Source organism: Mangrovibacillus cuniculi, from assembly GCF_015482585.1.
In the GTDB taxonomy this organism is placed as follows: domain Bacteria; phylum Bacillota; class Bacilli; order Bacillales; family R1DC41; genus Mangrovibacillus; species Mangrovibacillus cuniculi.
In genome coordinates, this window is the sequence record NZ_CP049742.1 from 1466401 (window position 1) to 1492874 (window position 26474).

The 26474-nt window shown below is 37.3% G+C and carries 28 protein-coding genes and 1 pseudogene; 2 read left to right on the plus strand and 27 right to left on the minus strand.

The features are described from left to right. Window positions 1–184: 184 nt before the first annotated feature. Window positions 185–385, plus strand: a complete 201-nt coding sequence (locus G8O30_RS07495; RefSeq protein WP_239674351.1) for a hypothetical protein — start codon at window positions 185–187, stop codon at window positions 383–385. Window positions 386–451: 66 nt separating this feature from the next. On the opposite strand, the gene spo0A is transcribed toward G8O30_RS07495, so the two are convergent. From spo0A to G8O30_RS07630, 27 genes and pseudogenes are all read right to left on the minus strand, one after another. After that, window positions 452–1252, minus strand: coding sequence for a sporulation transcription factor Spo0A (gene spo0A / locus G8O30_RS07500; RefSeq protein ID WP_239674352.1), 801 nt, complete (start codon window positions 1250–1252; stop codon window positions 452–454). 377 nt (window positions 1253–1629) lie between these two features. Then, window positions 1630–2898 (minus strand): SpoIVB peptidase, encoded by a 1269-nt coding sequence (spoIVB, locus tag G8O30_RS07505; protein WP_239674353.1) that lies wholly within the window; start codon window positions 2896–2898, stop codon window positions 1630–1632. A gap of 139 nt (window positions 2899–3037) precedes the next feature. Beyond that, window positions 3038–4738 (minus strand): DNA repair protein RecN, encoded by a 1701-nt coding sequence (gene recN, locus G8O30_RS07510; protein WP_239674354.1) that lies wholly within the window; start codon window positions 4736–4738, stop codon window positions 3038–3040. 18 nt (window positions 4739–4756) lie between these two features. Next, window positions 4757–5206, minus strand: a complete 450-nt coding sequence (gene ahrC / locus G8O30_RS07515) for a transcriptional regulator AhrC/ArgR (protein ID WP_239674518.1) — start codon at window positions 5204–5206, stop codon at window positions 4757–4759. A 162-nt stretch (window positions 5207–5368) separates the two neighbouring features. After that, on the minus strand, window positions 5369–6211 hold the full coding sequence (locus tag G8O30_RS07520; RefSeq protein WP_239674355.1) for a TlyA family RNA methyltransferase: 843 nt from the start codon (window positions 6209–6211) through the stop codon (window positions 5369–5371). A 14-nt stretch (window positions 6212–6225) separates the two neighbouring features. Further along, window positions 6226–8105: pseudogene (gene dxs, locus G8O30_RS07525) on the minus strand (1-deoxy-D-xylulose-5-phosphate synthase). Window positions 8106–8310: 205 nt separating this feature from the next. Beyond that, on the minus strand, window positions 8311–9189 hold the full coding sequence (locus G8O30_RS07530; RefSeq protein ID WP_239674356.1) for a polyprenyl synthetase family protein: 879 nt from the start codon (window positions 9187–9189) through the stop codon (window positions 8311–8313). 2 nt (window positions 9190–9191) lie between these two features. Then, entirely contained in the window at window positions 9192–9404 is a 213-nt protein-coding gene (xseB, locus tag G8O30_RS07535; RefSeq protein WP_239674357.1) for an exodeoxyribonuclease VII small subunit, read from the minus strand. Beyond that, the gene (gene xseA, locus G8O30_RS07540) at window positions 9391–10746 is read right to left on the minus strand and encodes an exodeoxyribonuclease VII large subunit (protein WP_239674358.1); all 1356 of its coding nucleotides are present in this window, start codon (window positions 10744–10746) and stop codon (window positions 9391–9393) included. Before xseA ends, xseB begins: the two co-directional genes overlap by 14 nt. A 532-nt stretch (window positions 10747–11278) precedes the next feature. After that, window positions 11279–12624 (minus strand): IS3 family transposase gene (locus G8O30_RS07545; protein WP_239674359.1). Its coding sequence is split into 2 segments (ribosomal slippage): window positions 11279–12162 and window positions 12162–12624, totalling 1347 coding nucleotides; the frame shifts between segments, so codons are not numbered across the junction. Window positions 12625–12785: 161 nt separating this feature from the next. Next, the gene (gene folD / locus G8O30_RS07550) at window positions 12786–13664 is read right to left on the minus strand and encodes a bifunctional methylenetetrahydrofolate dehydrogenase/methenyltetrahydrofolate cyclohydrolase FolD (RefSeq protein ID WP_239674360.1); all 879 of its coding nucleotides are present in this window, start codon (window positions 13662–13664) and stop codon (window positions 12786–12788) included. A gap of 21 nt (window positions 13665–13685) precedes the next feature. Continuing rightward, on the minus strand, window positions 13686–14069 hold the full coding sequence (gene nusB / locus G8O30_RS07555; RefSeq protein ID WP_239674361.1) for a transcription antitermination factor NusB: 384 nt from the start codon (window positions 14067–14069) through the stop codon (window positions 13686–13688). 253 nt (window positions 14070–14322) lie between these two features. Further along, on the minus strand, window positions 14323–14733 hold the full coding sequence (locus G8O30_RS07560) for an Asp23/Gls24 family envelope stress response protein (RefSeq protein ID WP_239674362.1): 411 nt from the start codon (window positions 14731–14733) through the stop codon (window positions 14323–14325). 13 nt (window positions 14734–14746) lie between these two features. Further along, the gene (gene accC / locus G8O30_RS07565) at window positions 14747–16102 is read right to left on the minus strand and encodes an acetyl-CoA carboxylase biotin carboxylase subunit (protein WP_239674363.1); all 1356 of its coding nucleotides are present in this window, start codon (window positions 16100–16102) and stop codon (window positions 14747–14749) included. A 38-nt stretch (window positions 16103–16140) separates the two neighbouring features. Then, complete coding sequence (accB, locus tag G8O30_RS07570) at window positions 16141–16647, minus strand: acetyl-CoA carboxylase biotin carboxyl carrier protein (protein ID WP_239674364.1); 507 nt, start codon at window positions 16645–16647, stop codon at window positions 16141–16143. A 367-nt stretch (window positions 16648–17014) separates the two neighbouring features. Continuing rightward, complete coding sequence (locus tag G8O30_RS07575) at window positions 17015–17632, minus strand: SpoIIIAH-like family protein (RefSeq protein ID WP_239674365.1); 618 nt, start codon at window positions 17630–17632, stop codon at window positions 17015–17017. Next, on the minus strand, window positions 17632–18306 hold the full coding sequence (spoIIIAG, locus tag G8O30_RS07580; RefSeq protein WP_239674366.1) for a stage III sporulation protein AG: 675 nt from the start codon (window positions 18304–18306) through the stop codon (window positions 17632–17634). The genes G8O30_RS07575 and spoIIIAG overlap by 1 nt, the downstream gene beginning before the upstream one ends. Continuing rightward, a complete protein-coding gene (spoIIIAF, locus tag G8O30_RS07585; protein WP_239674367.1) occupies window positions 18293–18937 on the minus strand; it encodes a stage III sporulation protein AF in 645 nt (214 codons plus the stop codon). The genes spoIIIAG and spoIIIAF overlap by 14 nt, the downstream gene beginning before the upstream one ends. 11 nt (window positions 18938–18948) lie before the next feature. Then, window positions 18949–20151, minus strand: a complete 1203-nt coding sequence (gene spoIIIAE, locus G8O30_RS07590) for a stage III sporulation protein AE (protein WP_239674368.1) — start codon at window positions 20149–20151, stop codon at window positions 18949–18951. Between the two features lie 13 nt (window positions 20152–20164). Further along, entirely contained in the window at window positions 20165–20566 is a 402-nt protein-coding gene (gene spoIIIAD / locus G8O30_RS07595; protein ID WP_275576532.1) for a stage III sporulation protein AD, read from the minus strand. Between the two features lie 16 nt (window positions 20567–20582). Next, window positions 20583–20789, minus strand: a complete 207-nt coding sequence (gene spoIIIAC / locus G8O30_RS07600) for a stage III sporulation protein AC (RefSeq protein ID WP_239674369.1) — start codon at window positions 20787–20789, stop codon at window positions 20583–20585. Window positions 20790–20829: 40 nt separating this feature from the next. Then, entirely contained in the window at window positions 20830–21345 is a 516-nt protein-coding gene (gene spoIIIAB / locus G8O30_RS07605) for a stage III sporulation protein SpoIIIAB (RefSeq protein ID WP_239674370.1), read from the minus strand. A gap of 5 nt (window positions 21346–21350) precedes the next feature. Next, complete coding sequence (gene spoIIIAA, locus G8O30_RS07610; RefSeq protein ID WP_239674371.1) at window positions 21351–22313, minus strand: stage III sporulation protein AA; 963 nt, start codon at window positions 22311–22313, stop codon at window positions 21351–21353. 350 nt (window positions 22314–22663) lie between these two features. Next, the gene (gene efp, locus G8O30_RS07615) at window positions 22664–23221 is read right to left on the minus strand and encodes an elongation factor P (RefSeq protein ID WP_239674372.1); all 558 of its coding nucleotides are present in this window, start codon (window positions 23219–23221) and stop codon (window positions 22664–22666) included. A gap of 19 nt (window positions 23222–23240) precedes the next feature. Then, window positions 23241–24299 carry a M24 family metallopeptidase gene (locus tag G8O30_RS07620; protein WP_239674373.1) on the minus strand — a complete coding sequence of 353 codons (1059 nt, stop codon included), beginning with the start codon at window positions 24297–24299 and terminating at the stop codon, window positions 23241–23243. Beyond that, a complete protein-coding gene (gene aroQ, locus G8O30_RS07625; RefSeq protein WP_239674374.1) occupies window positions 24286–24744 on the minus strand; it encodes a type II 3-dehydroquinate dehydratase in 459 nt (152 codons plus the stop codon). The genes G8O30_RS07620 and aroQ overlap by 14 nt, the downstream gene beginning before the upstream one ends. Window positions 24745–24815: 71 nt before the next feature. Further along, a complete protein-coding gene (locus tag G8O30_RS07630) occupies window positions 24816–25334 on the minus strand; it encodes a YqhR family membrane protein (protein WP_239674375.1) in 519 nt (172 codons plus the stop codon). 161 nt (window positions 25335–25495) lie between these two features. Between G8O30_RS07630 and G8O30_RS07635 the strand changes: the two genes are divergently transcribed. Continuing rightward, window positions 25496–26440 (plus strand): DUF1385 domain-containing protein, encoded by a 945-nt coding sequence (locus tag G8O30_RS07635; RefSeq protein WP_239674376.1) that lies wholly within the window; start codon window positions 25496–25498, stop codon window positions 26438–26440. The last annotated feature ends 34 nt before the right edge of the window (window positions 26441–26474 follow it).

Below are 26474 nucleotides of genomic sequence, written 5' to 3' on the forward strand. Positions count from 1 at the left end.
GTCCCACCAACTAAAATGTAAGTAATTGCTTTTCTACCTACTACAAATATACATGAATTTTCGCAGTTTCAAACGTTTCTCTTATTACTTATATCGTCAAAAACCCTTCCTATTCCAGCAAAAGTTGAGTTAACGATTCCATAACATGATATACTGAAAAAAAGTTAATATTTGGAGGTTTTTTATGAGTAGTTATTCGAAAAATGCTTTTGATGTTACCATCGAACTATTAAAATTAGCAAATCAGCACGGTGCAGTTGATCAACACAATATTGAGGAATTATTTCTTAGATATTATGCTACGGTGACAGTTGCAGAAGGACTAAGCTTCGAAGACATCGAACACTATGCAATACCTGAATTACGCAACAAAGGAAATTACTAATTCTTCACATAAAAAAGTTACCACTATTTTGTAGCGGTAACTTTTTTTCTACTTATCTTCCGTCTTTCAAGAAGCTTTGTGTTCCAGACGTAATTTATCCGCCACCATTGCGATAAATTCTGAATTTGTTGGTTTTGCTTTTGTCATGGAAACTGTGTAGCCAAACAAGGAGGAAATACTGTCAATATTACCACGGCTCCATGCGACTTCAATAGCATGACGAATTGCTCTTTCTACACGGCTAGCTGTCGTGTTATATTTTTTTGCTATGTCTGGATATAACACTTTTGTAATAGATCCTAAAAGTTCAATATCATTATATACCATAGAAATCGCTTCTCTTAAATAAAGGTAACCTTTGATATGGGCAGGTACGCCAATCTCATGAATAATGCTAGTTATACTTGAATCAAGATTTCTCGGCTTTGATTCTGACTGGATAAAGGAAGATTGAAGTCTTGATGATGATGGCTTTTTCGTCTGAGTAGAAACATTCCCACCAATAGTTCGAATGTGACTCGCTAAATTCTCCATATCGAAAGGTTTCAGTATAAAATAAGAAGCTCCTAAATCAACTGCTTTTTTCGTTACATCTTCTTGACCAAAAGCTGTTAACATAATAACATAAGGCATTTTGCTATTTTCTCTTTCCCGAAGCCTTTGAAGCACTGCTAAGCCATCTAAATGAGGCATAATAATATCTAGAACAAGTACGTCAGGTTGTAATTCATCTAGAAGGTTCATACACTCTTGCCCATTAAAAGCCGTACCGATCACTTCCATATCTGGCTGAGATGATATAAACTCTTCCAATAAAGACACTAATTCGCGGTTATCATCCACGATACATACACTAATTTTTTTCACAACCAATTTCCTCCTCAGATACACGTCCGTCTAAATTTTGACTTACTTTTTATTCTAAAGAACAAATTCGACAATGCAAGATAAATTCCTCTTTTATTTTAAAAAATCTTATCATTTCTTATCATTTCTTTTGTTTTCTCGATTATTCTCTTGTTTTCGACTTGGTTCGATAGGGATTTGCGCGATTGTCGAAAAATCATTAATATTTACTAATATTAACATTAATGAAGTTGTATGTATAGAATTAGACTAATGGATTGATTTCCATTGCCTTACTAAAACGGTTATTGGTTTGTAAGAGACTTAATTAAGGTGCCCTTCTTGCATTATAACCGTTCACATAACAAAAACTGAGAGGAGTACTCTCAGTTCAGCAGTTAATCAGCATATATATTGATTCCAGCTTCATGTAGCATCCATTCAATATGAACACCATAACCTGAAGTTGGATCATTTACAAATACATGTGTTACCGCACCCACTACTTTATTATCTTGAATAATGGGGCTACCACTCATCCCTTGAACGATTCCACCTGTAGCTTCTAAAAGTTTTGGATCCGTAATCTTAATGACCATACCTTTTGTTGCAGGAAACTTTTGCGGAATAGTACTTACTATTTCAATTTCGTACTCCTCCACTTTATCCCCCTCAACTACAGTATAGATCTTCGCAGGTCCTTCTTTTACTTGATGAGATAAAGCAATCGGTAATGCTTTATCATTAATCCCATTGCTCAGCTGTTCGTGAAGTTCCCCAAAGATTCCATATGGGCTATTTCGAAAAATATTCCCAACGACATGACGTTCATCTTTAAATCGTGCGAGCTTTTCTCCTGGGTTACCATTTAACCCTTTTTCAATACTTGTCACGGTTGAACGTACTACTTCTCCATCACGTACCACTATTGGCTTTTTTGTATCCATATCTGAAATAACATGACCTAGTGCACCATATTTGTGGCTAGTAGGTTCATAAAAAGTCAACGTACCAATTCCTGCTGCAGAATCTCTGATATACAATCCAAGTTTATAATTATTGTCGTTTTGATCTTGCAGTGGTGTTAAAGAGGTAGTAAATGTCTTTTGATCTCGCTGTACAGTAAGTTCCATAGAACCATTTTCTGTACCTGCTTTTTGAACAAAGCTACCTACATCAGCCATTGAGGTAATCGTTTGGCCATTTATTTTCGTTATCATATCACCTATCTGTATACCAGCAATTTCTCCAGGAGATTGTTTACCTTCTACTGTAGGTATTAAGTGATGACCAACGACCAATACTCCTAATGTGTTTAACTTAACACCGATGGATTGTCCACCAGGAATGACCTTAAAATCTTTTAGTACTTGCACGTCTACTTTCTTAACAGGAAATCCTGCAAAGTCTAACACTAAATCTTCTGTTCCAACTGATTCACCAGCAATGGCAATAGAGGATGGTTGTTGTAGTACCGATAAGTGATTACCACCGCTACCTGTTGCGGATACAGGTAACGCGTCCACTAATTGATGGGTTTGCCCCTCAAAAATCGTTACATTCGTAGGAATGGATAAATAGGATTGGAATGGTTTTGAGAAACCAATTGCAAGTAGGGAAACAAGGAGGATGATTCCGATCGTTTTTCTAAGATCCTTTTTTCTCATAAACACTCTCCTCGCTTCAGACCTTATTAGCTAACTGGCTACATGTTTAATTTGACCTTTAACAGCCTAAATTATAAGTACGATTAAACATTTCCAATTAAAAATAAGTTCCATCGCATTTCGCAACAGAACTATATTTTTATACTTTATTTGGTTGTTTTTTTACTGTTTTCGCAAGTGTAACAAGTTCTTTCGCATGCTTTCTTGTTAATTCTGTCACTTCTATACCAGAAATCATACGACCTATTTCATCAATTTTATCCGTTTCTGATAACGGAAGAACTGAAGAGAATGTCCGGCCATTCTCGGTACGTTTGGAAATAAATAAGTGTGTATCTGCTAATGCAGCAACTTGTGGTAAATGGGATATACATAACACTTGCGAGTGAACAGCTACCTGATAAATTTTTTCCGCAATAGATTGAGCAACTCTTCCTGAAACGCCAGTATCTACTTCATCAAAAATAATGGAAGTAACACCTTGGTGACGAGAGAAGATGGTTTTTAATGCAAGCATGATTCTAGATAACTCTCCACCTGAGGCAATTTTAGCTAGTGGCTTTAAAGGCTCTCCCTGGTTAGTGGAGATCAAAAAGGTTACTTCATCTATACCAGAAGACGTGTACGCACCTTCATTGGTTGCGATATTTACATGAAAACGAGCTTTTTCCATGTACAATTGTTGTAACTGATCATGGATTTGCTCTGTTAACGTTACAGCAGCTGCTGTACGTTCTTCCGATAATGCTTTTGCTTCAATTTTTAAATCTTCTTCTATGGAGCTAAGTTGTTTTTCTAGATCATTCACCGTACCTTCTCGATTTAGCAATTCATCTAGTTCAACAGACTTTTCCTCCCCATATTGAATCACTTCCGCTATTGTTGATCCATATTTTCGTTTTAGTTGATTCAATTCATTTAATCTGTGTTCTATTTCATTTAACCGTTCGGGTTGAAACTCTAATCCATCTAACATGTTTCGAATAGTAGAGGCTGCATCTTCCAATGCATAGTAACTGTTCTGAACATTCTCAGACACAGACTCCATTTCGGAGTCTAAGCTAGCTGCAAACTCTACTTCACGGGATGCGATAGAGATCCAATCGAGTCCTTTTTGTTCACCTTTTAGCATTTCATAACTATTTTGTAATGATTCATATAGTTTCTCGAAATTAGACAACCTTTTTCGTTCCTCTTGTAACTCTTCATCTTCCCCAGTCTTTAGTGCTGCTTGTTGAATCTCATTCACTTGGAAAGAAAGTAAATCAATACGGTGTGCAATTTGTTGTTCGTTTGAGGAAATCTCATCTAACCTTTTTTTCACCTGTTTATAAGAACGGTATAATTCTTGGTATTGCGTCATTGTCATTTCTAACGAATCTTTAGCAAAATGATCTAACAAAGAAATATGTTGATGTTCCTGTAATAAACTCTGTGTTTCATGTTGACCATGTATGTCCATTAACGTTGCGCCAACTTCTCTCAAAGTGGCTATCGTCACAAGCTTCCCGTTGACTCTACATACACTTTTTCCATTTTTATAAATGTCACGTCTAAAGACGATCATGCCATCTTCAATGGTTAAACCGAACTCTTGTGCCTTTTCATATACTGGGTGATTTGATCTATCAACGAAGAACAAACCTTCTAATTCCGCTTTATCTTCTCCGTGACGAATAAAATCAGTAGAACCTCTTCCACCTACCAAAAGATGAACAGCATCAATAATGATTGATTTCCCGGCACCTGTTTCACCTGTTAAGACTGTTAGACCCTCTTGGAAAGGTACGGAGAGTTCCGTAATAATTGCAAAGTTTTTAATTGTTAATTCTGTTAACACACTAACACCTCTTAGTAATTAAAGTAGATCAAGAAGACGTGATGTAATTGTTTTCGTATCCTCTGGTGTTCGACAGATAATTAAACAAGTGTCATCTCCACAAATCGTACCAAGAATTTCATTCCATTCTAGATGATCAATTAATGCCCCAACAGCATTTGCGTTACCTGGTAAGGTTTTTAACACTAGCATATGTCCAGCTGCATCAACTTTAACGAATGCATCTATTAGTGTTCGCTTTAATTTCTGTAAAGGATTAAACCGTTGATCTGCTGGTAAGCTGTATTTGTATTTGCCATCTACAAGTGGCACTTTTACTAAGTGCAATTCTTTTATGTCACGTGAAACTGTAGCTTGTGTAATTTGAAATCCTTGTGCTTTCAGAGAATCTACTAGCTCGTCCTGTGTTTCAATGTCGTTTTGAGAAATAATTTCTCGAATTTTTATATGGCGTTGTCCTTTATTAATCATAGACGTCTCCAATCGGATATGTATATTTATACTGAAGTATACAGTTATAGTACACTATTTCCTAATATAAGTATAGAGATACCCTTCTTCTCCATTTGATTTAGTAGTGATGGATGCATGTTTTAACATGGCAATGTACAACACAAAAAATCAGACACATCATGGCGTGTCTGATTTTTGTTTTAATACTTCATGGGCTTCTTCCACTACAGTGCGAAAACTTTGTTGTAGGTGATTAACACCTGTGTGCCCTTCAAGACCTTTCCAAGAAAGGTGTGCTAAGAACTCAATGTTACCGTCTCCACCTGTAATAGGTGAGTACGAAAGATTTATTAAATCAAACCCTTCCTTAAGGGAAAAAGAGATAATTCTGTCCAGTACTTCTTCATGCACTTTAGGATCACGCACAATTCCTTTTTTTCCTACCTGTTCTCTACCCGCTTCAAATTGAGGTTTAATCAACATTAACACGTCACTATCTTGAACTAAAATAGTTCTCAAAACAGGAAGAATTAATCGAAGGGAAATAAATGAAACATCGATAGAAGCTAGGGATGGTAAACCTTGATCAAAGTCCGCTGGAGTAACGTAGCGAAAATTCGTTCTTTCCATTACTTTTACTCTTTCATCTTGACGAAGCTTCCAGGCAAGTTGGTTGTACCCAACGTCTAAAGCATAGGAAAAAGCTGCTCCATTCTGTAAAGCGCAATCCGTAAAACCACCTGTGGACGCACCAATGTCAACCATAACCTTATCCTGTACATTCACATGAAATTCTTTTATAGCTTTTTCTAACTTATACCCTCCACGGCTTACATAAGGCATTACGTTTCCTTTTACACGCAATGGAGAGTCCTCTTCAATTTTTTCACCAGGTTTATCTAATCTTGTCTCATTACTGAAAACTAAACCAGCCATAATGGCTCTTTTAGCTTTTTCTCTAGTTTCTACTAGTCCTTTTTCAACCAGTAGTATATCAACACGTTGTTTTTTTGCTTTCATTTGTATGTCCTTTATTAATTACTTGATATTAATTTTAGTAATCGAGTTTCCGCTTCATTTGTTGTTAAGTGAATTTCCTCTAGAAGTTGATCCACACTTCCATGCTCAATGAAGTAATCAGGAATACCCATTCGATCAACTATCGCACCGAAGAAGCCTAACTCTTGAGCCTTCTCCATTACTCCAGAGCCAAATCCACCTTGTAGAACTGCTTCTTCAATAGTTAGAATTGGCATCTTGGAATCAAATAATTCTTTTAGCATATTTTCATCCATTGGTTTAATAAAACGTGCATTGATTACTTTTATAGAGAAGCCTTTACTTTCTAGTCTGTCTGCTGCTTCTAGAGCCATAGGAATGGTAGTTCCAAAAGTTAAGATAGCTGCATGAGATCCTTCTCTTAACACTTCCCAAGTCCCAATTGGAATCTCTTCTAAGTCATCATCCATTGGAATACCATAGCCGTTTCCACGTGGGAACCTCATCGCAATTGGGCCATCATCATAAGATAAAGCTGTTTTCACCATATGTTGACCTTCATTTTCGTCTTTCGGCATCATTAAAACCATATTCGGAATATGACGTAAGAAAGAAATGTCAAAAACACCTTGGTGTGTTTCACCGTCAGCTCCAACTAAACCAGAACGATCTATTCCTATAAAAACATTTAAATTCTGTCTACAAATATCGTGAACCACTTGATCATAGGCCCTTTGTAGGAAAGTAGAGTATATTGCTAAGAAGGGTTTCATACCTTGCGTCGCTAGTCCAGCAGCTAGTGTAGCTGCATGCTGTTCCGCAATACCAACGTCATACATACGATCTGGTAACTCTTTTGCGAATTTTTCCAACTTTGACCCAACAGGCATTGCTGGTGTAATAGCAACAACTCGTGAATCTTCTTTAGCAATTCTAAGAGCCGTGTCACTTACTAGTTGACTCCAACCAGGACCTTTTGCCTTCGACTTAACTAAATCACCTGTTTCAATTTTGTATGGACCGGTACCATGCCAAGTTCCTACAGTATCGCTCTCGGCTGGGTGATACCCTTTTCCTTTTTTCGTAATGACGTGAATTAAAACAGGGCCATCCATTTTTTTTGCATATTGGAGCTGCTCAAATAATTGGTCATACGAGTGCCCATCGACAGGACCTAAATACGTGAATCCTAGATCTTCAAAGAACATTCCAGATACAAGGAAATACTTCATACTATCTTTTAACCGCTCCGCAGTAGAAGCTAATTTCCCTCCAACCGCAGGAACCTTCTTAATAAGATACTCTAATTCATCCTTTACCCATTGGTACTTTCCAGCTGAACGAAGTCTGCCTAGGACATTATGCAAAGCACCTACATTTGGCGCAATGGACATTTCATTATCATTTAAGATAACAATCATGTTTTTTGTTCATGACCAATATGATTTAACGCTTCAAGTGCCATTCCACCTGTTAATGCTCCATCACCTATAATAGGAATTATATATGAGTCCTCTTCTTTTAAATCACGAGCAATTGCCATACCCATTGCTCCTGATAAAGAAGTAGAGCTATGTCCAGTTTCCCAAACATCATGGTCACTTTCTACCATTTTAGGGAAACCACAAAGTCCCTTATATTGTTTAAGGGTATCAAACTGATCCGCTCTGCCAGTTAAAATTTTATGCACATAGGATTGATGCCCAACATCCCACAAAAATTTATCTTTTGGACTGTTAAATACCTTATGAAGTGCAATAGTAAGTTCGACAACTCCTAAATTAGGTCCAATATGACCACCATGAACAGAACACTTTTCAATTAAAAAGTTTCTAATTTCTTCACTTAATTTTTCTAACTCGTCTATCCCCAAATCTTTCAAAAAGCTGGGGTCTTTAATATTTTCAAGATCCATTTAGGATCACTCACTTTCATTTAGCAATTTACAATCTTTTTTACCTGTTTGTAATGTAGTTTCTTTCATTATAGCGATATTTTATATTTCCTCAACCATTTATAGGTAGCATAACTGTCTTTTATAGCTTCCTTCTTTCAAGTAGTATCAACAGTATATGTTTGTACCCTAAAAATAAGACAAGTAAATTACATGCTACATTACTTTATCGGTCTCGCTTTTCTACCCACTCTACTAATTGTAAAAGAACTTGATTATCACCACTGTAATCTTCCAATAACTCTGCCGCTTGTCTAATGTGGAATTGTAGTTTTTGTTTTGCACCTTGAAGTGTTAACAAAGAGGGATATGTACTTTTTTCCGTAGACTGGTCTTTTCCAACAGACTTTCCTATGACTTCTTCTAGGCCTTCCACATCAAGAATATCATCTTTAATCTGAAAAGCGATTCCTAAATGATAAGAGAAATTTTCTAATTTTTTAATAGTGTCTTCACTTGCCTCTGCAATTTTGGCACCAGCTACAATACTAAAGGTAAGTAGTTTACCTGTTTTTAGTTCATGCACTTGCTGTAATTTTTCCAAAGGTAGCGATTGTTTTTCCCCTTCCATATCCAGCATTTGTCCACCAACCATGCCTTTTGAACCAGCATGAGAGGAAAGATCGCCTATTAGATGAACTTTTTGCTGATTCGTCAGTGTAGTGGAATGAGCAATTGCTTGGAATGCAAGCGTCAATAATGCATCTCCAGCCAAGATTGCAGTAGCTTCACCAAACACAACATGATTTGTTGGCTTTCCTCTTCGAAGGCTATCATTATCCATACTTGGTAAATCATCATGAATTAAAGAATATGTATGTACCATCTCAATGGCAGCGGCTGCGTCTAATCCTTTATCAATGTTACCACCAAGAGACTCTATTGTAGCTAATAATAAAGATGGACGCATTCTTTTTCCACCAGCCTCCATGGAATAACGCATAGATTTATGTAAGGTTTCTGCAACAGCAGCTCCATCAATCCATTCCATTATCCTTTGTTCTACAGGTGGAATATACTTACCTAACGTTTTTGCAATTTCCATTATTACTCCTCATTTTTCCCTGTTTTAGAATCTGTGACTACTTTTGTCATTTCTTCTTCTACATGTTGTAGCTTCTCATGGCACCACTTAGAAAGTTCCATTCCTTTTTGATAATAGGTCAATGCCTCTTCTAAAGGGACATCTCCTTCTTCCAATTTTCTTACAATCACTTCTAACTCTTGCATTGTTTCTTCAAACGTTCTAGTTTTTGTCATGCGGTTTTTCCTCCTTCCCATTCACCGTGCAATAGAGCGTTCCATCAACCATTCGTACATGTATAGAATCATTTTCTTCCACTTGTCTAATGGATTTAATAAGATTATCTTCTTCTTTATATGTAACACTATAACCTCTGTTCATAATTGCGAGAGGGTTTAGTCCTTCAAGTTTTGTTAAAACAGTACTAAAGGAATGAGTAGACTGTATCATATGTTTCTTCATTCCATAATTCAACTGTTGATCGAGGTACGATAAGTTTTTTTGAAGTTTTTCCACTCTGCTCAAAGGGTGCTGATTAGTCATGCGTGAAGTCAAATGTTCCATTTTCATTTTCTTATTTTCTAGTATACGAACAGGGAGTTGTTGCAGTACTTGTTCTGCTCTACTTAATCGTTCTGTAGGATACCGTAACATTAAATCCGGTCGTGTGAAAACAGGCTTATTTTGTATACTTTTCAACTTCGTCTTTTGATTTTCCATTAAATTTTTCATAGCTAAACGAATCTGTTGCGTCTTTGTTTCGACAGTAGCTACTACATCTAGTATATTAGGAACGGCTAATTCAGCTGCAGCAGTAGGTGTAGGAGCTCTTAAATCAGCTACAAAATCAGCAATGGTAAAATCCGTTTCATGACCTACTGCTGATATGACCGGTATAGAGGACTCCTCAATAGCTCTAGCTACAATCTCTTCGTTAAATGCCCATAGTTCTTCAATAGATCCTCCACCTCGACCTACCAGTAATACGTCCAGCGTTTGATCCATATTAGCTTTTTGAATAGCTTCCACTATTGAAGAAGGTGCTTGTGTTCCTTGAACTAATGCAGGAAATAATAAAACTTCCGCAATTGGATACCTTCGTTTAAGTGTAGTCATCATATCTTGAACTGCGGCGCCAGTTTTTGAAGTAATTAGTCCAACTTTTGCAGGATAAGCAGGTATAGATCTTTTTCGCGCTGTAGCGAATAACCCTTCCTGTTCTAGCTTTTGCTTTAGTTGTTCATATGCTACATATAGAGCACCTTTGCCGTCTGGCTCCATTGCATGCACATATAACTGGTATTGCCCAGTTTGTTCGTAAACAGACACATCCGCTTCTACAAAAACGTTCATTCCACTTTCCGGTTTAAATGGTAAGTTTTTTGCTGCCGAAGAAAACATCACTGCTAAAATTCGAGCATGTTCATCTTTTAATGTAAAATAAATGTGTCCACTAGTATGTATTTTCACATTGGATAATTCCCCTTTTACCCAAACGCGCTTTAAATAAGGATCTACGTCAAACTTCTTTTTGATGTATTTTGTTAAAGAACGAACGGTAATAAAAGTAGTTTGCATCTCATCGACCTCCTTTCTACTAATTCTTCTTTTTAATTATTTCAATTTTACCCTTTTTGCCTAGTAAATGAAAGTGATAGGATGTAGAGAAAAGCGAAAGGCGCGCGTTTAGCCGCGGCAGGAAACTTCTGAAGACCTATGAGGCAGCTCCTCAGCCACCACAGGGCTTTCGGAGTTTCCTGAGCGGTTGCGCACCTAGAGCTAGACACCCCTTCAGGTAATGATACTCAGTTAAGTAGCGACCATATCATTAGATCAGAATCGAGTTGTTACCAGTGACTTAACAAAAGTGGAAGCTGCGCTTATGTGGAAAGGGTAAACACAAGAAAAAGTAATAACAGGTGCATTCTTTAAGAATGCACCTGTTATAGTCTGTGTAACAATTAAAATAATTTAGAACTGCAGAAATAATGTATTACTTTACTAAAGTTTGGGGTTGGAGCGGAAGGGGGCGACTCCTGCGGAAAAGGTGGGTAGCTGAGACCCCACAGGAGGTAGGATGAACTGCCCCCTGAAATTGGACACAGATTATTTAAGCTGCTTGCTCATAATTTCTTCTATAGGCAACTGGGCTTTTTCTATTTAGTTTAGATTTAATTCTTAAGTTATTGTAGTAAAAAATGTAATTTTCTAATTCATGTATGAAGTGCTCTACACTCTCAAATTGTTCTAACTGTATAAATTCTGATTTAAATATCCCAAAGAAGTTCTCTATAACTGCGTTATCGTAACAGTTTCCTTTTCTAGACATACTTTGGGTGATATTGTGATCTTTCAATAATCGACGATATTGGGGCATTCGATAATGCCACCCCTGATCTGAGTGAATTAATAAATCATCACTTGTTTTTTTACGAGTAAGGGCTTGGAGCATCATATTTTCTACTAAATCGTATGTCGGTCTTGTTTGAAGGGTATAGGAAATAATCTCACCATTAAATAAATCTAATATAGGTGAGAAATATAGTTTCTGTCCAAATAGTTTAAATTCCGTAATATCTGTCACCCATTTTTGATTGGGCTTTGAGGCATGGAAATTACGATTTAATATGTTTTCAGAAGCTTTTCCGAACCCACTGATGTACGATTGATATTTTTTCATTCTTACTATACAGCGTAACCCCAAATCACCCATGATACGATAGACTTTCTTTTTGTTTATACAGTGACCCTTTTCTTGGAGAATGTCTGTAATTCGTCTATATCCTAATCGACCTTTATGTTTTTTATAGATGAATTTAATGCGTCGTTTCCATTTTCGATCAGGATCTTTTCTTTGCCAACACTTCACAATGAAATAGTAAGTGCTTCTTGAAATTCTAGCTACTTTAACTAGGTCTTTAACGGGGAATTCATGCCTTAGTTCATATATTACCTTGGCTTTCATTTCTTTGGTGATTTTTCCTGAACTAAGGCTTTCAACTTTTTTAAATAAGCATTTTCCATTCTCAGATAATCCAGTTCTTTTTGAAGTTCTTCTATTGATGGATTTGATTGTTTATCTTGTTTGGTATTTTTTGATTTGGTCATGTCTACTAGCCTCACTTCTTCTTGAAAGGCTTGGGATCCTTGACTTTCCCACTTCCTAATCCATTTACGCACCATAGAAGGATCAGGAATTTGAAAAATAGCAGCTGCTTTCCTAATAGAATAGTCCAAGCCTTTAACGGATTTAATTACTTTTAGTTTAAAGGCTGAAGAATAGTTTGTATAGGGAAAGGAAAACGCAGTATCTCCATGATAGTGAACTAATGCCACCCAATGTCGAAGGACCGAAGGATCAATTCCTAGTTCTTTGGATAACGAGCGATAACTTACATTTTCAGTTTGATATCGATAAACAGCAAGTAACTTTTGTTCTTTAGAAAATTGGGACAAAAAAACACACCTCCAACTGTGGAATGTGTGTCCAACAATTGGGGTGCAGTTCAAGAGCGCAGCGACCACGACGAGGAGGCTCAGATGCCCGCCCCGCGGAAAGCGTCCCCCTGGAGCGGAAATCCCTGTGCAGTTACTTGGTGTTTGTCCAACCTTATCTATTACCTAGAAGTATAAGAATAAGCGGACGTTAACAACCGATGCCTCGCTGCTTCGATTGTGTTATTTAATAACATGGTAATCGTCATTGGGCCTACTCCACCAGGAACTGGGGTAATAGCCGATACTAACGATAAAAGTTCATTGTACTCGACATCTCCACAAAGCTTCCCTTCTTCATCTCGATTCATCCCAACATCCACAACAACAGCTCCAGGTTTTACGTGATTCTTTGTAATTAACCCTTTTACTCCAACAGCTGATATTAGTACATCTGCCTGTTTTGTAACTGCAGAAAGATTTTGCGTACGAGAGTGTGCAATGGTAACCGTGGCATTTTCTTGAAGAAGAAGTTGCGCCATTGGTTTTCCAACAATGTTAGATCTACCAACTATCACAGCGTTCTTCCCTTCTAAATCAACACCATAGTACTCTAGCATCTTCATTATTCCATAGGGAGTACATGACTTTAATCCCGGTAAACCAATAGATAATCTACCTACGTTAACAGGATGAAATCCATCAACGTCTTTATCGGGAGAAATTGCTTCAATGACTCTTTGTTCGTGAATATGCTCTGGGAGAGGAAGTTGTACCAAGATCCCATCAATATGTTGCAAACGATTATATTGTTCTACAATTGTTAAAAGTTCCACTTCCGACGTTTCTTCTGGAAGTTCAATTAGTTCAAAATGAAAACCTAAAGCCTCTGCTGCTTTCTTTTTCATATTGACATATGTTCTAGATGCTTGATTGTTTCCAACCAACACAACTGCCAATCCAGGTTGATGACCTTTTTCAACTAATTCTTTACATTCTTCTTGCAATGAACTTCTTAATGATGCAGATACTTCTCGTCCGTCTAATATAGTCGGTTTCATGGTATATCCCTCCAATTTTGTTTAGCCTTGGTGTATTTTTGCTAATACACTATTCACAAACTTACTAGATTGATCATCACCAAACGTCTTCGCAATTTCAACAGCTTCATTCATTACTACTTTATCTGGAGTTTCTGTTTGAAACTTCAATTCGTACGTAGCTAATCTAATGACATTTCGATCAATCTTCGCTAATCTGTTGACTGTCCAGTTTTCTAGATTAGATTGGATTGTTTGATCAATTTCTTCTTTATTTTCCCAAGTACCTTCCACAAGTGAAGACAAAAAAGTATCTACTTGCTCATCTTCTACGACGTGAGATAAAGCTTCTTTCACTGTCAAATCGCTTCCATCTAGCTGAAATAATACTTGTAAAGCTTTAGTCCGTGCTTCTCTTCTTTTCATAAATGAACTCCTTTTAGTCCTACTTTTACGTGTATTTGTTCACTAAGTTAGTTTTATAAATCAAATAATAACACAGAAGGCGAAACATTCACAGAAATTCTAACGAAATAAACGGAAATTGGTTTATTAACATCTAATTTAATTACATTTTTCTGAAAAATGTTCGCAATTTAATAAACTAGTTAACTAAACAATAAAGAGGTTGGAGCAAAACATATGTCGTTTTGCTCCAACCTCTATGAACCATTCTATCTTATATAGAATCGATTTCTTGTGGTTCTATCTTCTGGTTTTCAAATTGAACACCAACTACATGTACGTTAACTTCTGTAGCTTCAAGTGCAGTCATGTTTGATAGTGCTTGACGAACATTATCTTGAATTTTTTGCGCCACAGTCGGGATAGAAACCCCAAACATCATAGAACAGTATACATCAATAGAAATCCCATCTTCTGTAAGCTCTACCTTAACGCCTTTACCATGATTTTTCTTACCTAGTCTTTCTACAACACCAGCTGCAAAGTTACCGCGCATTTGCGCAACTCCTTCAATCTCAGATGCTGCAATTCCAGCGATTACTTCAATAACCTCTGGTGCAATTTCAACTTTTCCAAGACTATTTTTATCGTGACCGATATCTAGTACATGATTCGTTTCTGCCATTTTGGCACCCCCATTAATTACTTTTCATCACATCATATGTTTCAAGGAACTTCGTATTAAAGTCTCCCTCAACAAATACCTCATGTTCTAATAAACGCAAGTGAAAAGGAATCGTTGTATGAACACCTTCAATAACAAATTCCCCTAGAGCACGTTTCATTCTTGCAATTGCTTCTTCACGAGTATCACCGTAAGTAATAACTTTAGCAATCATAGAATCATAATAAGGTGGAATAGTATACCCAGGATATGCCGCAGAATCCACTCGCACACCTAACCCACCAGGAGGAAGATATAGATCGATCTTTCCAGCGGATGGCATAAAGTTTTTCTCTGGGTTCTCTGCGTTTATTCTACATTCAATTGACCAACCCGTAAAGGTAACATCATCTTGCTTCATACTTAGCGGTATGTTAGAGGCTACACGAATTTGTTCCTTAATTAAATCTACACCAGTAACCATTTCTGTTACGGGATGTTCCACTTGGATACGTGTGTTCATCTCCATGAAATAAAATGTAGACTCACGATGGTCATATATAAATTCTACCGTTCCTGCACCAGAATATGCAACTGCTTTTGCTGCTTTTACAGCTGCATCTCCCATTTCAGCTCTTTTTTTAGGGGTAATAGCTGGAGATGGCGTCTCTTCTAGTAGCTTTTGAAGACGACGTTGAATGGAACAATCACGTTCACCTAAGTGAATAGCGTTACCGAAGTTATCTGCTAAAACTTGAATTTCTACATGTCGGAAATCCTCAATATATTTTTCTAAATAAAGACCTGGATTACCAAATGAAGTCATCGCTTCTTGTTGCGTAACTTTCATACCCTTCTCAAGCTCCGTTTCTGTTCTTGCTACACGGATACCTTTCCCTCCACCACCAGCTGTGGCTTTAATAATGACAGGGTAGCCAATTCTTTCTGCAATTCTTTTGGCATCATCCACATCTTGAACTAATCCGGTGGAACCAGGAACGATTGGTACTCCCGCTTCTTTCATTGTTTCTCTAGCGATATCTTTTGTCCCCATCTTGGTAATTGCCTCTGGAGATGGTCCTATAAAGGTAATATTACAATCGCGACAAATCTCAGCAAAGTCAGCATTCTCAGCTAAGAATCCATAACCGGGGTGGATTGCATCACAATCTGTTAATTTAGCAACACTAATAATATTTGTCGTGTTTAGGTAGCTGTCTTTAGAGGCTTTAGGTCCAATACAATACGCCTCATCTGCTAACTGTACATGAAGTGCATCTCGATCCGCTTCGGAAAATACCGCTACCGATTCTATTCCAAGCTCTCTACAAGCACGAATAATACGAACCGCGATTTCCCCACGATTAGCAATTAATACTTTTCTAATCACTGGTTCTCCTCCTTATGTAAGTCGGTTTAAGTTTCCTATTATATTGGTCTAACAGAGAATAATTGTTGACCATACTCTACTAGTTGGCCATCTTTCACTAATACTTCCACAATTTCTCCTTCTACTTCCGCTTCAATTTCATTAAATAGTTTCATAGCTTCGACAATACAAACAACGGAATCTTTTGTTACTTTAGATCCTGCTTGTACATATGGTGGTGTGTCTGGTGATGATGCTTGATAGAACGTTCCAACCATTGGCGAAGTGACATACTGTAAGTTTTCTACTTTTTCATTTACAGGTTCTACTGCTACTTTTTCTAAAGCTGCAACCGACTTCTCTTGAGTTGGAGCTACTTGTGATGTAGTTTGTGGCACTGCTGTTGGAGCAGAAACTTGCACTGGAGCAGGATTTTCCGCAACTTGTACAGCACCATTTACTTTTTTCATCTTTATGGATGTTCCATTTTGTTCAAGTTCAAATTCATGAATAGTTGATTCGTCAATTAATTTTATCATTTCTCTAATTTCTTGTATTTTTAGCACAGTCTTGTACTCCCCTTCCAACATTATGACTAGCTACTAATATGATACGATAACACCTAGTCTAAATTCAATCTTTTTGTGGTATGACCACCTATTTTATTCTACAATACATTTCGGTAAACGCTACCAAAATTCCTGCTTTATCATGAATTTTCAAGGTTAATTAACAAAATTTCTGATTGGTGGACTTTAAAGATAACAGAAAAACAGATGGTTCTTGCAGAGACCCATCTGTTTTTCGTCATGTATGAAATTAAGGTTATTGACCTCTTAGATGAGGCTTCTTCTCTCCATCCTAGGGATTAGAGAAGAAACCAGTGACAAATTTGACCTGTCTAGCTTCTAATGCAAAACTGTTCGTTTTTCTTTATTCCGCATCCGGCTGGAACACTACCGCTACTACTTGGTGACCATCCATTTGCTCATTTACTAACTGCATTACTGAATTTGCTAACGTTTTATTATGCTCTTCAGAAGATTTTACTGTTACACGTACGTTTGGACCATCAGCCATTACTAGCGCATCTGTTACACCAAATCCCATAGAAACGATTAATTGCTCTAACACATCTTCTTGGGACATTGTTTCACGAATTGTTGCGATTTCTTCGTAAGCAGAATTGATTTCATCTGCACTAAATTCGTTTGCAGAGCCGACTTTTGTCTCTAACTCTTCGATTAAACGGCTACGCTCCATATCCATTGCAAGACGAGCAGTTTCAAACTCTTCATCTAGTTCAGTTGTTACTACATTACCACTTGTTTCTGTTGTATCAGCAGATGTTTCATCACTTTCTTCATGCTGTTCTTCTTGCTCACCTTCAGTTTTTGTTCCTTTTTCCGTACCTTCTTGTCCTTCTTCTTGTGCTACTAATGCAAGATCTCCACCAGTATTACCAGGAGGTGCTGTTACGTAATAGATTGATAGTACCGCCACTAGACTTAACATCGTTAATAACCAGACTGTTTGTTTTTTCACTAACATTATGATTCATCCCCTTTTGATTTTTTAGGCATTACTGCAACTCGGTGAATTGGTACATCTAAAGCGCTTGTAACTGATTCGATGATCCATTTTTTCACCTGTATATTATCAGCACCTTCTGCAACTACTAGGACACCTCTAATTTTTGGCATCTTCGTTTCTATTACAATAGGTTGCTCGGACTCACCGTTACGAATGATAACAATTTGTTCATCAGTAGTTTTGTCTTCAATCGTTCGATTCCCACCTTGCTTGTCTGTTTCTTTGGTTATTTGAGTCTGATGACTCTTATTCTTTTCATAAACAATTTTCTCAGACGCATCGACATTTACGACAACTTTTACTTCCCCAATACCTGTGACATCCTGGAGCGCATCCGTTAATTGATCTTCGTAATACGCTTCAAAATCACTAGTTGGAATAGTGCCTTTTTCGGATTTGGAACTAAATGTTTCTACTGGTTCTTCGGATGTTTCCTCTGGCTGTCCTTCCACAGGAACTGCTGTTTTTGGAGATATTAAATCTTGCAGGAGCATAAATCCAATCCCCACAACAGCGACCAAGATGACATAGTGGAATAAGTTTGGCTTTTTTTTGATTTCATCTTCTTGTCCATCTTTTGCTACGAATAGTTTTTCTTTCAGCCAATCTAGTGGCCCTCTACGTTCCCTCATGAGCTTGTTCCATCCCTCCTTCTACCTTTACCAATACAAGCGATGGGTCTGTTCCCCATATCTCTGCTAACATATGCTGTACCTTGTCCCATTTATTCGTATCTTCTTGAATTTTTTCTTTTTCTTCAGAGATTTGAACAGAGACTTCCATGACATTCTCAACATCTTGTACAGAATTTTCTTCGTGTACCTGAGCATCGTCATGAACTAACGTTACAGCGATAGATTCAATATGTTCGACAGTTAACGGATTAACATCTTCTGCTAGTACCTGTATATCTGTTATTTTCAACGAATGTTGATCTAACAGTTTCTCACTAGCAGCGGAAGTTAATTGGACAGCCATCTGTTCTAACATATATGCACGACTTGACGCTTGTATTTCTTTTTTTTGCTCTTCTATGGAATTTTTTATTTCTTCACTCTGTTCCATTGGAAGATTTAAGTCCCAATCTTCTGGATTACTATTTAAAAAAGAGAGGATAGGAGAAAGAATGATTGAAATTAACAATAACCCCGTGACCATTTTTGTATACTTTTTTAAATTTGAACTAGGCAAAACGAGATCTAAAATTACAGTAAGTAAAATAAAAACAATAATATTTGTTACCCAACTTGATAGCCACTCCATACACTAGCCTCCTACCTGACCATCATGGTGATGTTTCCAGCTGCAATCATGACTGTTAAGCTTAAGAAAAACATAAAAGAAACGATTGCTAAAGCAGCAAACACATAAATGATATTTTTGCTAATAACATCTAAACAACCTATGATAGGACCCCCACCTAATGGCTGTAATAAGGCAGCTGCTAATTTGTAAGCAAGCGCAATCATCAATATCTTTATTGCTGGAAAAGCAGCTATTAACAAAACAATCGCAACCCCTGCAATCCCCACTGTGTTCTTTAACAACACAGATGCTGTAATTACAGTATCTGCTGCATCAGTGAACATTCTACCGATAACAGGAATGAAGTTACCCGTAACAAATTTAGCCGTCCGAATGGTAATTCCGTCTGTAACAGCTGCTGTTGCCCCCTGTACCGATACTACTCCTAAAAATACAGTCATAAAAATCCCTAGTAACGTGATACTCCATGTTCGAAACAAACTGGCTAATTGTGTCACTTTGTGATGCTCTGACAATATACTCACAATACTTAAAAGAACAGCCATAAATAACAGTGGTAAAACTACATGTTGAATTAACAAACCGCTTGTGTTCATAAGGAAAACTAGGATTGGATGAAAAAAAGCTGCTGATATTAGACCACCAGAGGAAGCTATTAATGCTAACACAAGAGGGAGGAGGGCAAGGATAAAGCCCATCATGGATGTAATGGCATCTTTTGTATATTCAATAGCAATATAAAAACTATTAAGTGCAATAATCATTAGGACGATAAAAACAATTGCGTAGGCTATCTTGCTTATCGTTCCATTCTCAAAAGCGTTTTGAAGAGATTGCAAAAACATACTAAATATCGTTAGCATAATTAGCGTTCCAAGTAACTTCCCATTCATGAGGAACTCATGGAAAGCGAATCTAAGTAAGCCGTTAAACCATTGATCCAGAGAAAATTTCTTCTCTCCTGAGATAAAATCAATTAAACTACCCTTCTGACTTTCTGGGAGAAAACCACCATAATCAGTAATGATTTCATCCCAATAAGTGGAGAGTTCATCTAATCGTAACTTTTCTACTTGTTCTTGTATCCAAACATCTTGCACAGCTTGACTGGAATCCGCGGCAGAGGTTGTGTCATTTGCATCTGCTGTTAGTGGTAGAAAGAATAGTAGGAATAAAGTAAATAAAATAATAGGTATCCTGCGACTTACCATGACGAGGCTCCTTTCACATACCAGTTGCTTTTGGTACCATTGTCAGAACTGTTTCAATGATAATGGTTAGAATTGGGATAGCCATTGTCAAAATGAGAATTTTCGCAGCTAGTTCCACTTTTGCAGCAATTGCTCCTTGTCCAGCATCTCTAGTAATATGAGCTGCAAATTCTGCGATATATGCTATCCCAATGATTTTTAAAATCGTTTCTACGTAAATCAAATTTACATTTGCATTCACTGCAATTCGTTCAATCATGTGAATTACTGCACTAATCTGATCCATCAAAAACAAAAAAATACTTGCTCCAACAAATAAGACGAGAAGTAGTGCAAAAGTAGGCTTCTGTTCTTTAATGATGATTGCTAAGAAGGTGGCAATTAATGCTACTCCAACGATATTGAGAATACTCAAAAGCCTGTCCCTCCTTTTAACTGGTAAACAAAAACACCGACTTTATTTTGTCGAATAGTTGATTAACAACTCCTGCTACTGAAAACAAAATATATAGAAATCCAGCTAATGTAATCCATTGAGAGTATTCTTTTTTCCCCATTTGTTCTAACACTGTGCTTAAAAATGCAACTAATAAACCAATACCAGCTATTTTAAAGATTAATTCTACTTCCATTCCCATCTCCCCAATCTCCTAGATAGCAAGCTCATCTTCAAATTTTTTACATCAACAAAACAACTAACAGTAATCCTGATAAGACACCTAAACTTTTCACCATTTTTTCATATTTTTGTTGCTGATCCCTGGCCTCTTCTTCCTCTTGCTCTAAATGAGTCAATGTAAGCATAATTTGATTTTGTTGCGTATAGCGATCATGTTTTCCAAGGTTTTCTCCAAACTGTAGAAGGACTTCATACTCTCTTTGCTTCAAAGCTGTTAATTTCCATGCTTCGTCTAACCCCGATTTCCACGCTTCTTTGACGGTAGTATCGCCACTTTGCAAATTCTCTGAGAAACAATGAAATATCCATCCAATCGGTTTTGGAACTTGTGTGGAAATTCTTTTTGCTGCAACGTCTAAGTGGGTGTGTCCGAACATTATTTCTGCTTCTAACGTTTGGAGAGCGTTTTTTACCCATCGTAATTGTCGAGGTCTTTCACTTAGAGATCTAGAGAATTCAAATCCTGCCCAAGTAGTCGATAAGAGGATTAATATTGCACCAACAAGCTTCAACATATTGTTCACCCTCTATTTATGAGATCAATTGATAGTTTTTTATTTGCATATATTTCTTGTTTAAGCGGCTTACCTTGCTTATCCAATATGGAAAGAACAGCACCAGGATAGGGATTTCTTCCAACAACAATGTATCGTTCAAACGCTTCTGCTTTAAGAAGTCTATTCATTTGAGGTCTTTTCTTAATGTCTTCATATGAATTTCCATGAACTGTCGAAAGTAACGTTATTCCTGCATGCATTGCCTCTTCCATCGCGTCAATATCTTCGGTTCGCCCAACTTCATCAATGACTAATGCCCGCGGGCTCATCGAACGGATCATCATCATCATACCTTCTGCTTTTGGGCATGCATCCAAGACATCTACCTCTATACCAAAGGATAACTGTGGTACTCCAGACACAGAGCCAGCTATTTCCGATCTCTCATCTACTATTCCTACTTTCATCGGCGGCACTTCAGCATGTTTGTCACCTAGAGAAACGATGCGTGCTAGATCACGAAGAAGGGTAGTCTTCCCTGATTGAGGGGGGCCAATAATCATCGTGTGCATCCATGTTTTGTCTTCTTTCAGGAGATAATTGATGAGCTTGTTACTAACTCCTTTTGTTTCCCTAGCTATTCGGATGTTAAAAGAAGATACGTTACGAATTGCTTTTACTTCGCCATTTTCTAAAATAACTTTTCCTGCGAATCCTACTCGATGGCCACCTTCAATCGTCAAATATCCTTTTCGTAATTCTTCATCTAGCGTATAGATAGAGAATTTGGCCAAACGCTGCATCAATTGGTCTGCATCTGCCGCTGTTACCGTGTAAGGAAGAGTCATGGTGGTTTGATGAAGATGAATCACTATTGGTCGATTTATTCTAAGGCGAATTTCTTCCAATTGGCTCCAATGATTTTCCGATAAGGGAGAGAGTGCAGAAAGAATAGACTGAGGAAAAAAATTTGTAATTAATTTCATTTATTCTCTCCTTTCCAAATATATCTAAGGTACTTGTCCAATTTGTTTAGATAGATTTTAGAAACAGCAATTTACTAGAGCATATGCGTGCATTACTAGATTATGACAAGAAAAGTAGAAAAGGGAGTGGAGACTGAGTGTGATAGAATCCACTGCTTTAGTGAGGGTGTTGTTGTTGGAAATGTGATAAATAAGTGCTCCAGCCTTTCATACTTCATTCTTAAACACACGTTATTTTCAGATCGTGTGTTCTACTTTCTTGTTACCTCTTCTTGAACGTGCACTTTTAACAATTTTTAAGCGCAAAAAAACGACCTAGCATACGCTAGATCGTTTTCTTATAGGTTTCATTACGCACGAGATACGTAAGAGCCATCAGTAGTATTTATAATTAAAACATCTCCTTCATTTACGAAGAAAGGAACGTTTACTACTAAACCAGTTTCCATAGTTGCTGGTTTAGATCCACCAGAAGCAGTATCACCTTTGATACCAGGATCTGTTTCTGCAACTTTAAGATTTACTGTATTTGGTAGCTCTACTCCTAATGTTTCAGATTGATACATCATGATAGATACTTCCATATTTTCAAGTAGATATTTTAATTCATACTCGATTTGGCCGCTTGGAAGTTCAATTTGCTCATAAGATTCATTATCCATGAATACGTGCATATCTCCATTTGCATAAAGATATTGCATGCGACGGTTGTCAATTTGAGCTTTACCAACTTTCTCACCAGCACGGAAAGTCTTCTCTTGGATTGCTCCAGTACGAAGGTTACGTAGCTTTGAACGAACGAAGGCTGCTCCTTTTCCCGGTTTAACATGTTGGAAATCCATTACACGCCAAATACCGTTATCTACTTCAATTGTTAAACCTGTACGAAAATCATTTACTGAAATCATTTTTTTCCTCCTACTTACCTTACAGAATCAATAATTCTTTTGTGGAATGTGATAGTGACTCATTACCTGTTTCTGTAATTAATGTGTCATCCTCAATTCGAACGCCACCTAATCCAGCTACATAAATTCCTGGCTCAACTGTTACAACCATGTTAGGTTCTAATTTAAGGTCGGATCGTTTATGTAGTCCAGGTCCTTCATGAACTTCTAATCCGATTCCATGCCCTAAAGAATGACCAAAAGCAGGTCCATAGCCTTTTTCTGTGATATAATCACGCGCAATAGCATCCGCTTCCTTACCAGTCAAACCAGGTTTAATGTTTTCCATTGATAGAAGTTGTGATTCTAAAACAATGTTATAGATGTTCTTTAATTCATCACTTACATTACCTACCGCTACCGTTCGAGTAATATCTGAACAGTAACCTTTATAATAAGCCCCGAAATCTAGTGTCACAAACTCTTCTGATTCAATCACTTTCTCTGAGGCTACGCCATGAGGAAGTGCAGAACGAAGACCAGAAGCAACGATAATGTCAAATGATGAGGAAGTAGCACCTGCTTTACGCATAAAGAATTCAAGCTCATTGGAAACGTCAATCTCTTTTACCCCAGGTTTTATGTAATCAAGAATATGCTTAAATGCTGCATCCGCAATGTCGGTTGCTTCCTTTAATATCTTAATCTCATCTGGAGTCTTAATCAAGCGCAAGTTTTCTAAAACTTGTGATACAGGTACAAGTTCCACTCCTAGGTGATCACGGTATGTTTCATATTGAGAAAATGTCACATGGTCTTTTTCAAAACCAAGGCGTTTCACCCCATACTTTTCTAAATGTGACCTTACTTCTTCATGGATGGTACCTTTGTGTTCCACAACGGTAAACCCTTCTGCTTGTTTCTTCGCTTGTTCTGTGTAGCGGAAGTCAGTAATAAATAATGCTTCCTCTTCTGTAATTAGAGCTACACCTGAACTACCTGTAAAACCAGTCATGTACCTTCGATTATATGTACTTGTAACTAAGATTGCCTCAATTCCCAATGATTTAAACGAGTCACGAATTCTATTGACCTTCATTCTCCATTCCTCCTCTAATTTTATCTATAAAATACTGTAAAGCTAGTTTGTACCCATCTGCACCTAAGCCAGCAATTTGCCCTACACAAACAGCAGCTGTAACAGATTGGTGACGAAAAGCCTCACGTTGATGAATATTAGATAGGTGAACTTCTAAAACAGGAACTTGGATGGAGGCAATAGCGTCTCTAATGGCGTAACTATAGTGAGTCCAGGCACCTGGATTGATAATGATTGCATCCAACGATTCATCACCCCATTGATGAATCGTATCAATGGCAACACCTTCATGGTTTGTTTGAACATGTTGCAATGTTCCCCCATTAGCAGCAAGAAAAGTTACACAACCATTGATAATATCTTCTAATGTTTCGCTGCCATATGTATCTGGTTCTCGAGTGCCTAAACGATTTAAATTAGGTCCATTTAATATGCCAATCCTCATTTTACCTCACCTACCTTCTCCTTCTTATAGTAGCATAAAGAGAGAAATAGGAATAGAAACTCGTTTATCTTTTAGCTTTCTTGGAGATCTGCCTTACTTGGAGATTTGTGGTCTTCTATTTCACTTTGTTCATAGGAAATGGAGAATCCTACAAATGTTCCAAACAAGATGTATAAACATAAACTAGTAAGCATCGTGTTTAAGTCAAGTTTTAGAATGGAAGGCATGCTAGGGAACAATGGATGTAGGACTACAAACACCACAGCATATAAAGCAACTCCAAATCCCACAGCCACATAAATAGAACGAAATCTTTTAAGTGCTGCATAATAAAAAAATCCAAGCCCCATTCCCAATATTCCATATAGTGTAAGTGCAATGACGACACCTAGCCAACCATCTTTCCAAGCACCTACTGCAATCGGTTCTAAAATAATCTTAGGAGAAAGCTTTGTTAAATTAAAATAATAAAATATATAACCGATCCCACTCCATACTAATCCTCCTATTAACCCTGTCAAAAGAGACATAGCTTGAAGCGACATTGGTTTTTCTTGTTGATTTTGATCAAGTTTCTTTTTATCCGACATTATCTTCACCCTATCTTTAAGACTTTGACTTTAGTATGTCCACCCAATCTGTTTTATTGCATAATAGTTAGTTGCACTAGAGATTTTTACCGATTTTTAGTACACTTATAATAATTTTAAGATAGAATAATCAAATTATTTTACGTCATGGAGTTGTGTATATGAGTAATGAAGGTAAACCTGTCTATGGTGGTCAAGCTGTTATTGAAGGGGTAATGTTCGGCGGTAAAGACCATACTGTAACAGCTGTAAGAAGGACGGATGGATCGCTTGACTATTTCCATCTACCAAGAGAAAAGAAACCACTCTTGCAAAAATTAAAGAGGATTCCCTTTGTTCGTGGAGTTGTAGCCATTATTGAAGCAAGTGCAACTGGAACAAAACATTTAAACTTTTCATCTGAAAGATTTGAAGTGCCACCTGGTGAAGAAGAAGTTGTTGAGGAAACGAATACTAGCGGATCTACAGCTAAAATGGTGTTAAGCGTTGCTGCCATAGGTGTTTTATCTTTCTTATTCGGTAAATTCTTGTTCACTTTAATCCCTGCATTTGCGGCAAGTCTTTTCTTACCAGTAATACCTGGTGTAACTGGGCAAGTTTTATTAGAAACGGTATTCAAATTAGTGCTGCTGCTAGCATACATTTATGTAATATCATTAACACCAATGATTAAGCGTGTGTTTCAATATCACGGTGCCGAACATAAGGTCATCAATGCCTATGAAAATAACAAGCAGTTAACAGTTGAAAATGTTCAATCACAATCCAGGCTACATTATCGTTGTGGAAGTAGTTTTATCTTGTTCACTGTATTAGTAGGGATGTGTATTTACTTCTTTATCCCAGTAGATGACCACTTGATTAGATTCGGTAGTAGAATTCTATTAATTCCTGTTGTGTTAGGGATCTCTTTTGAAGTTTTGCAGTTTACAAACAAACTGCGTGATATCCCCGTTTTACGATACTTGGGTTACCCTGGTTTATGGTTGCAATTACTGACAACAAAAGAACCTGATAACGAACAAGTAGAAGTTGCTATTGCTTCTTTTGAAGAGTTGTTACGTACAGAAAAAGCAGGTAAACCAACTGAGGAAAAATTAGTGTAAACCCTTTAGCAGGAACGCTTATTTTCTTGTTAAA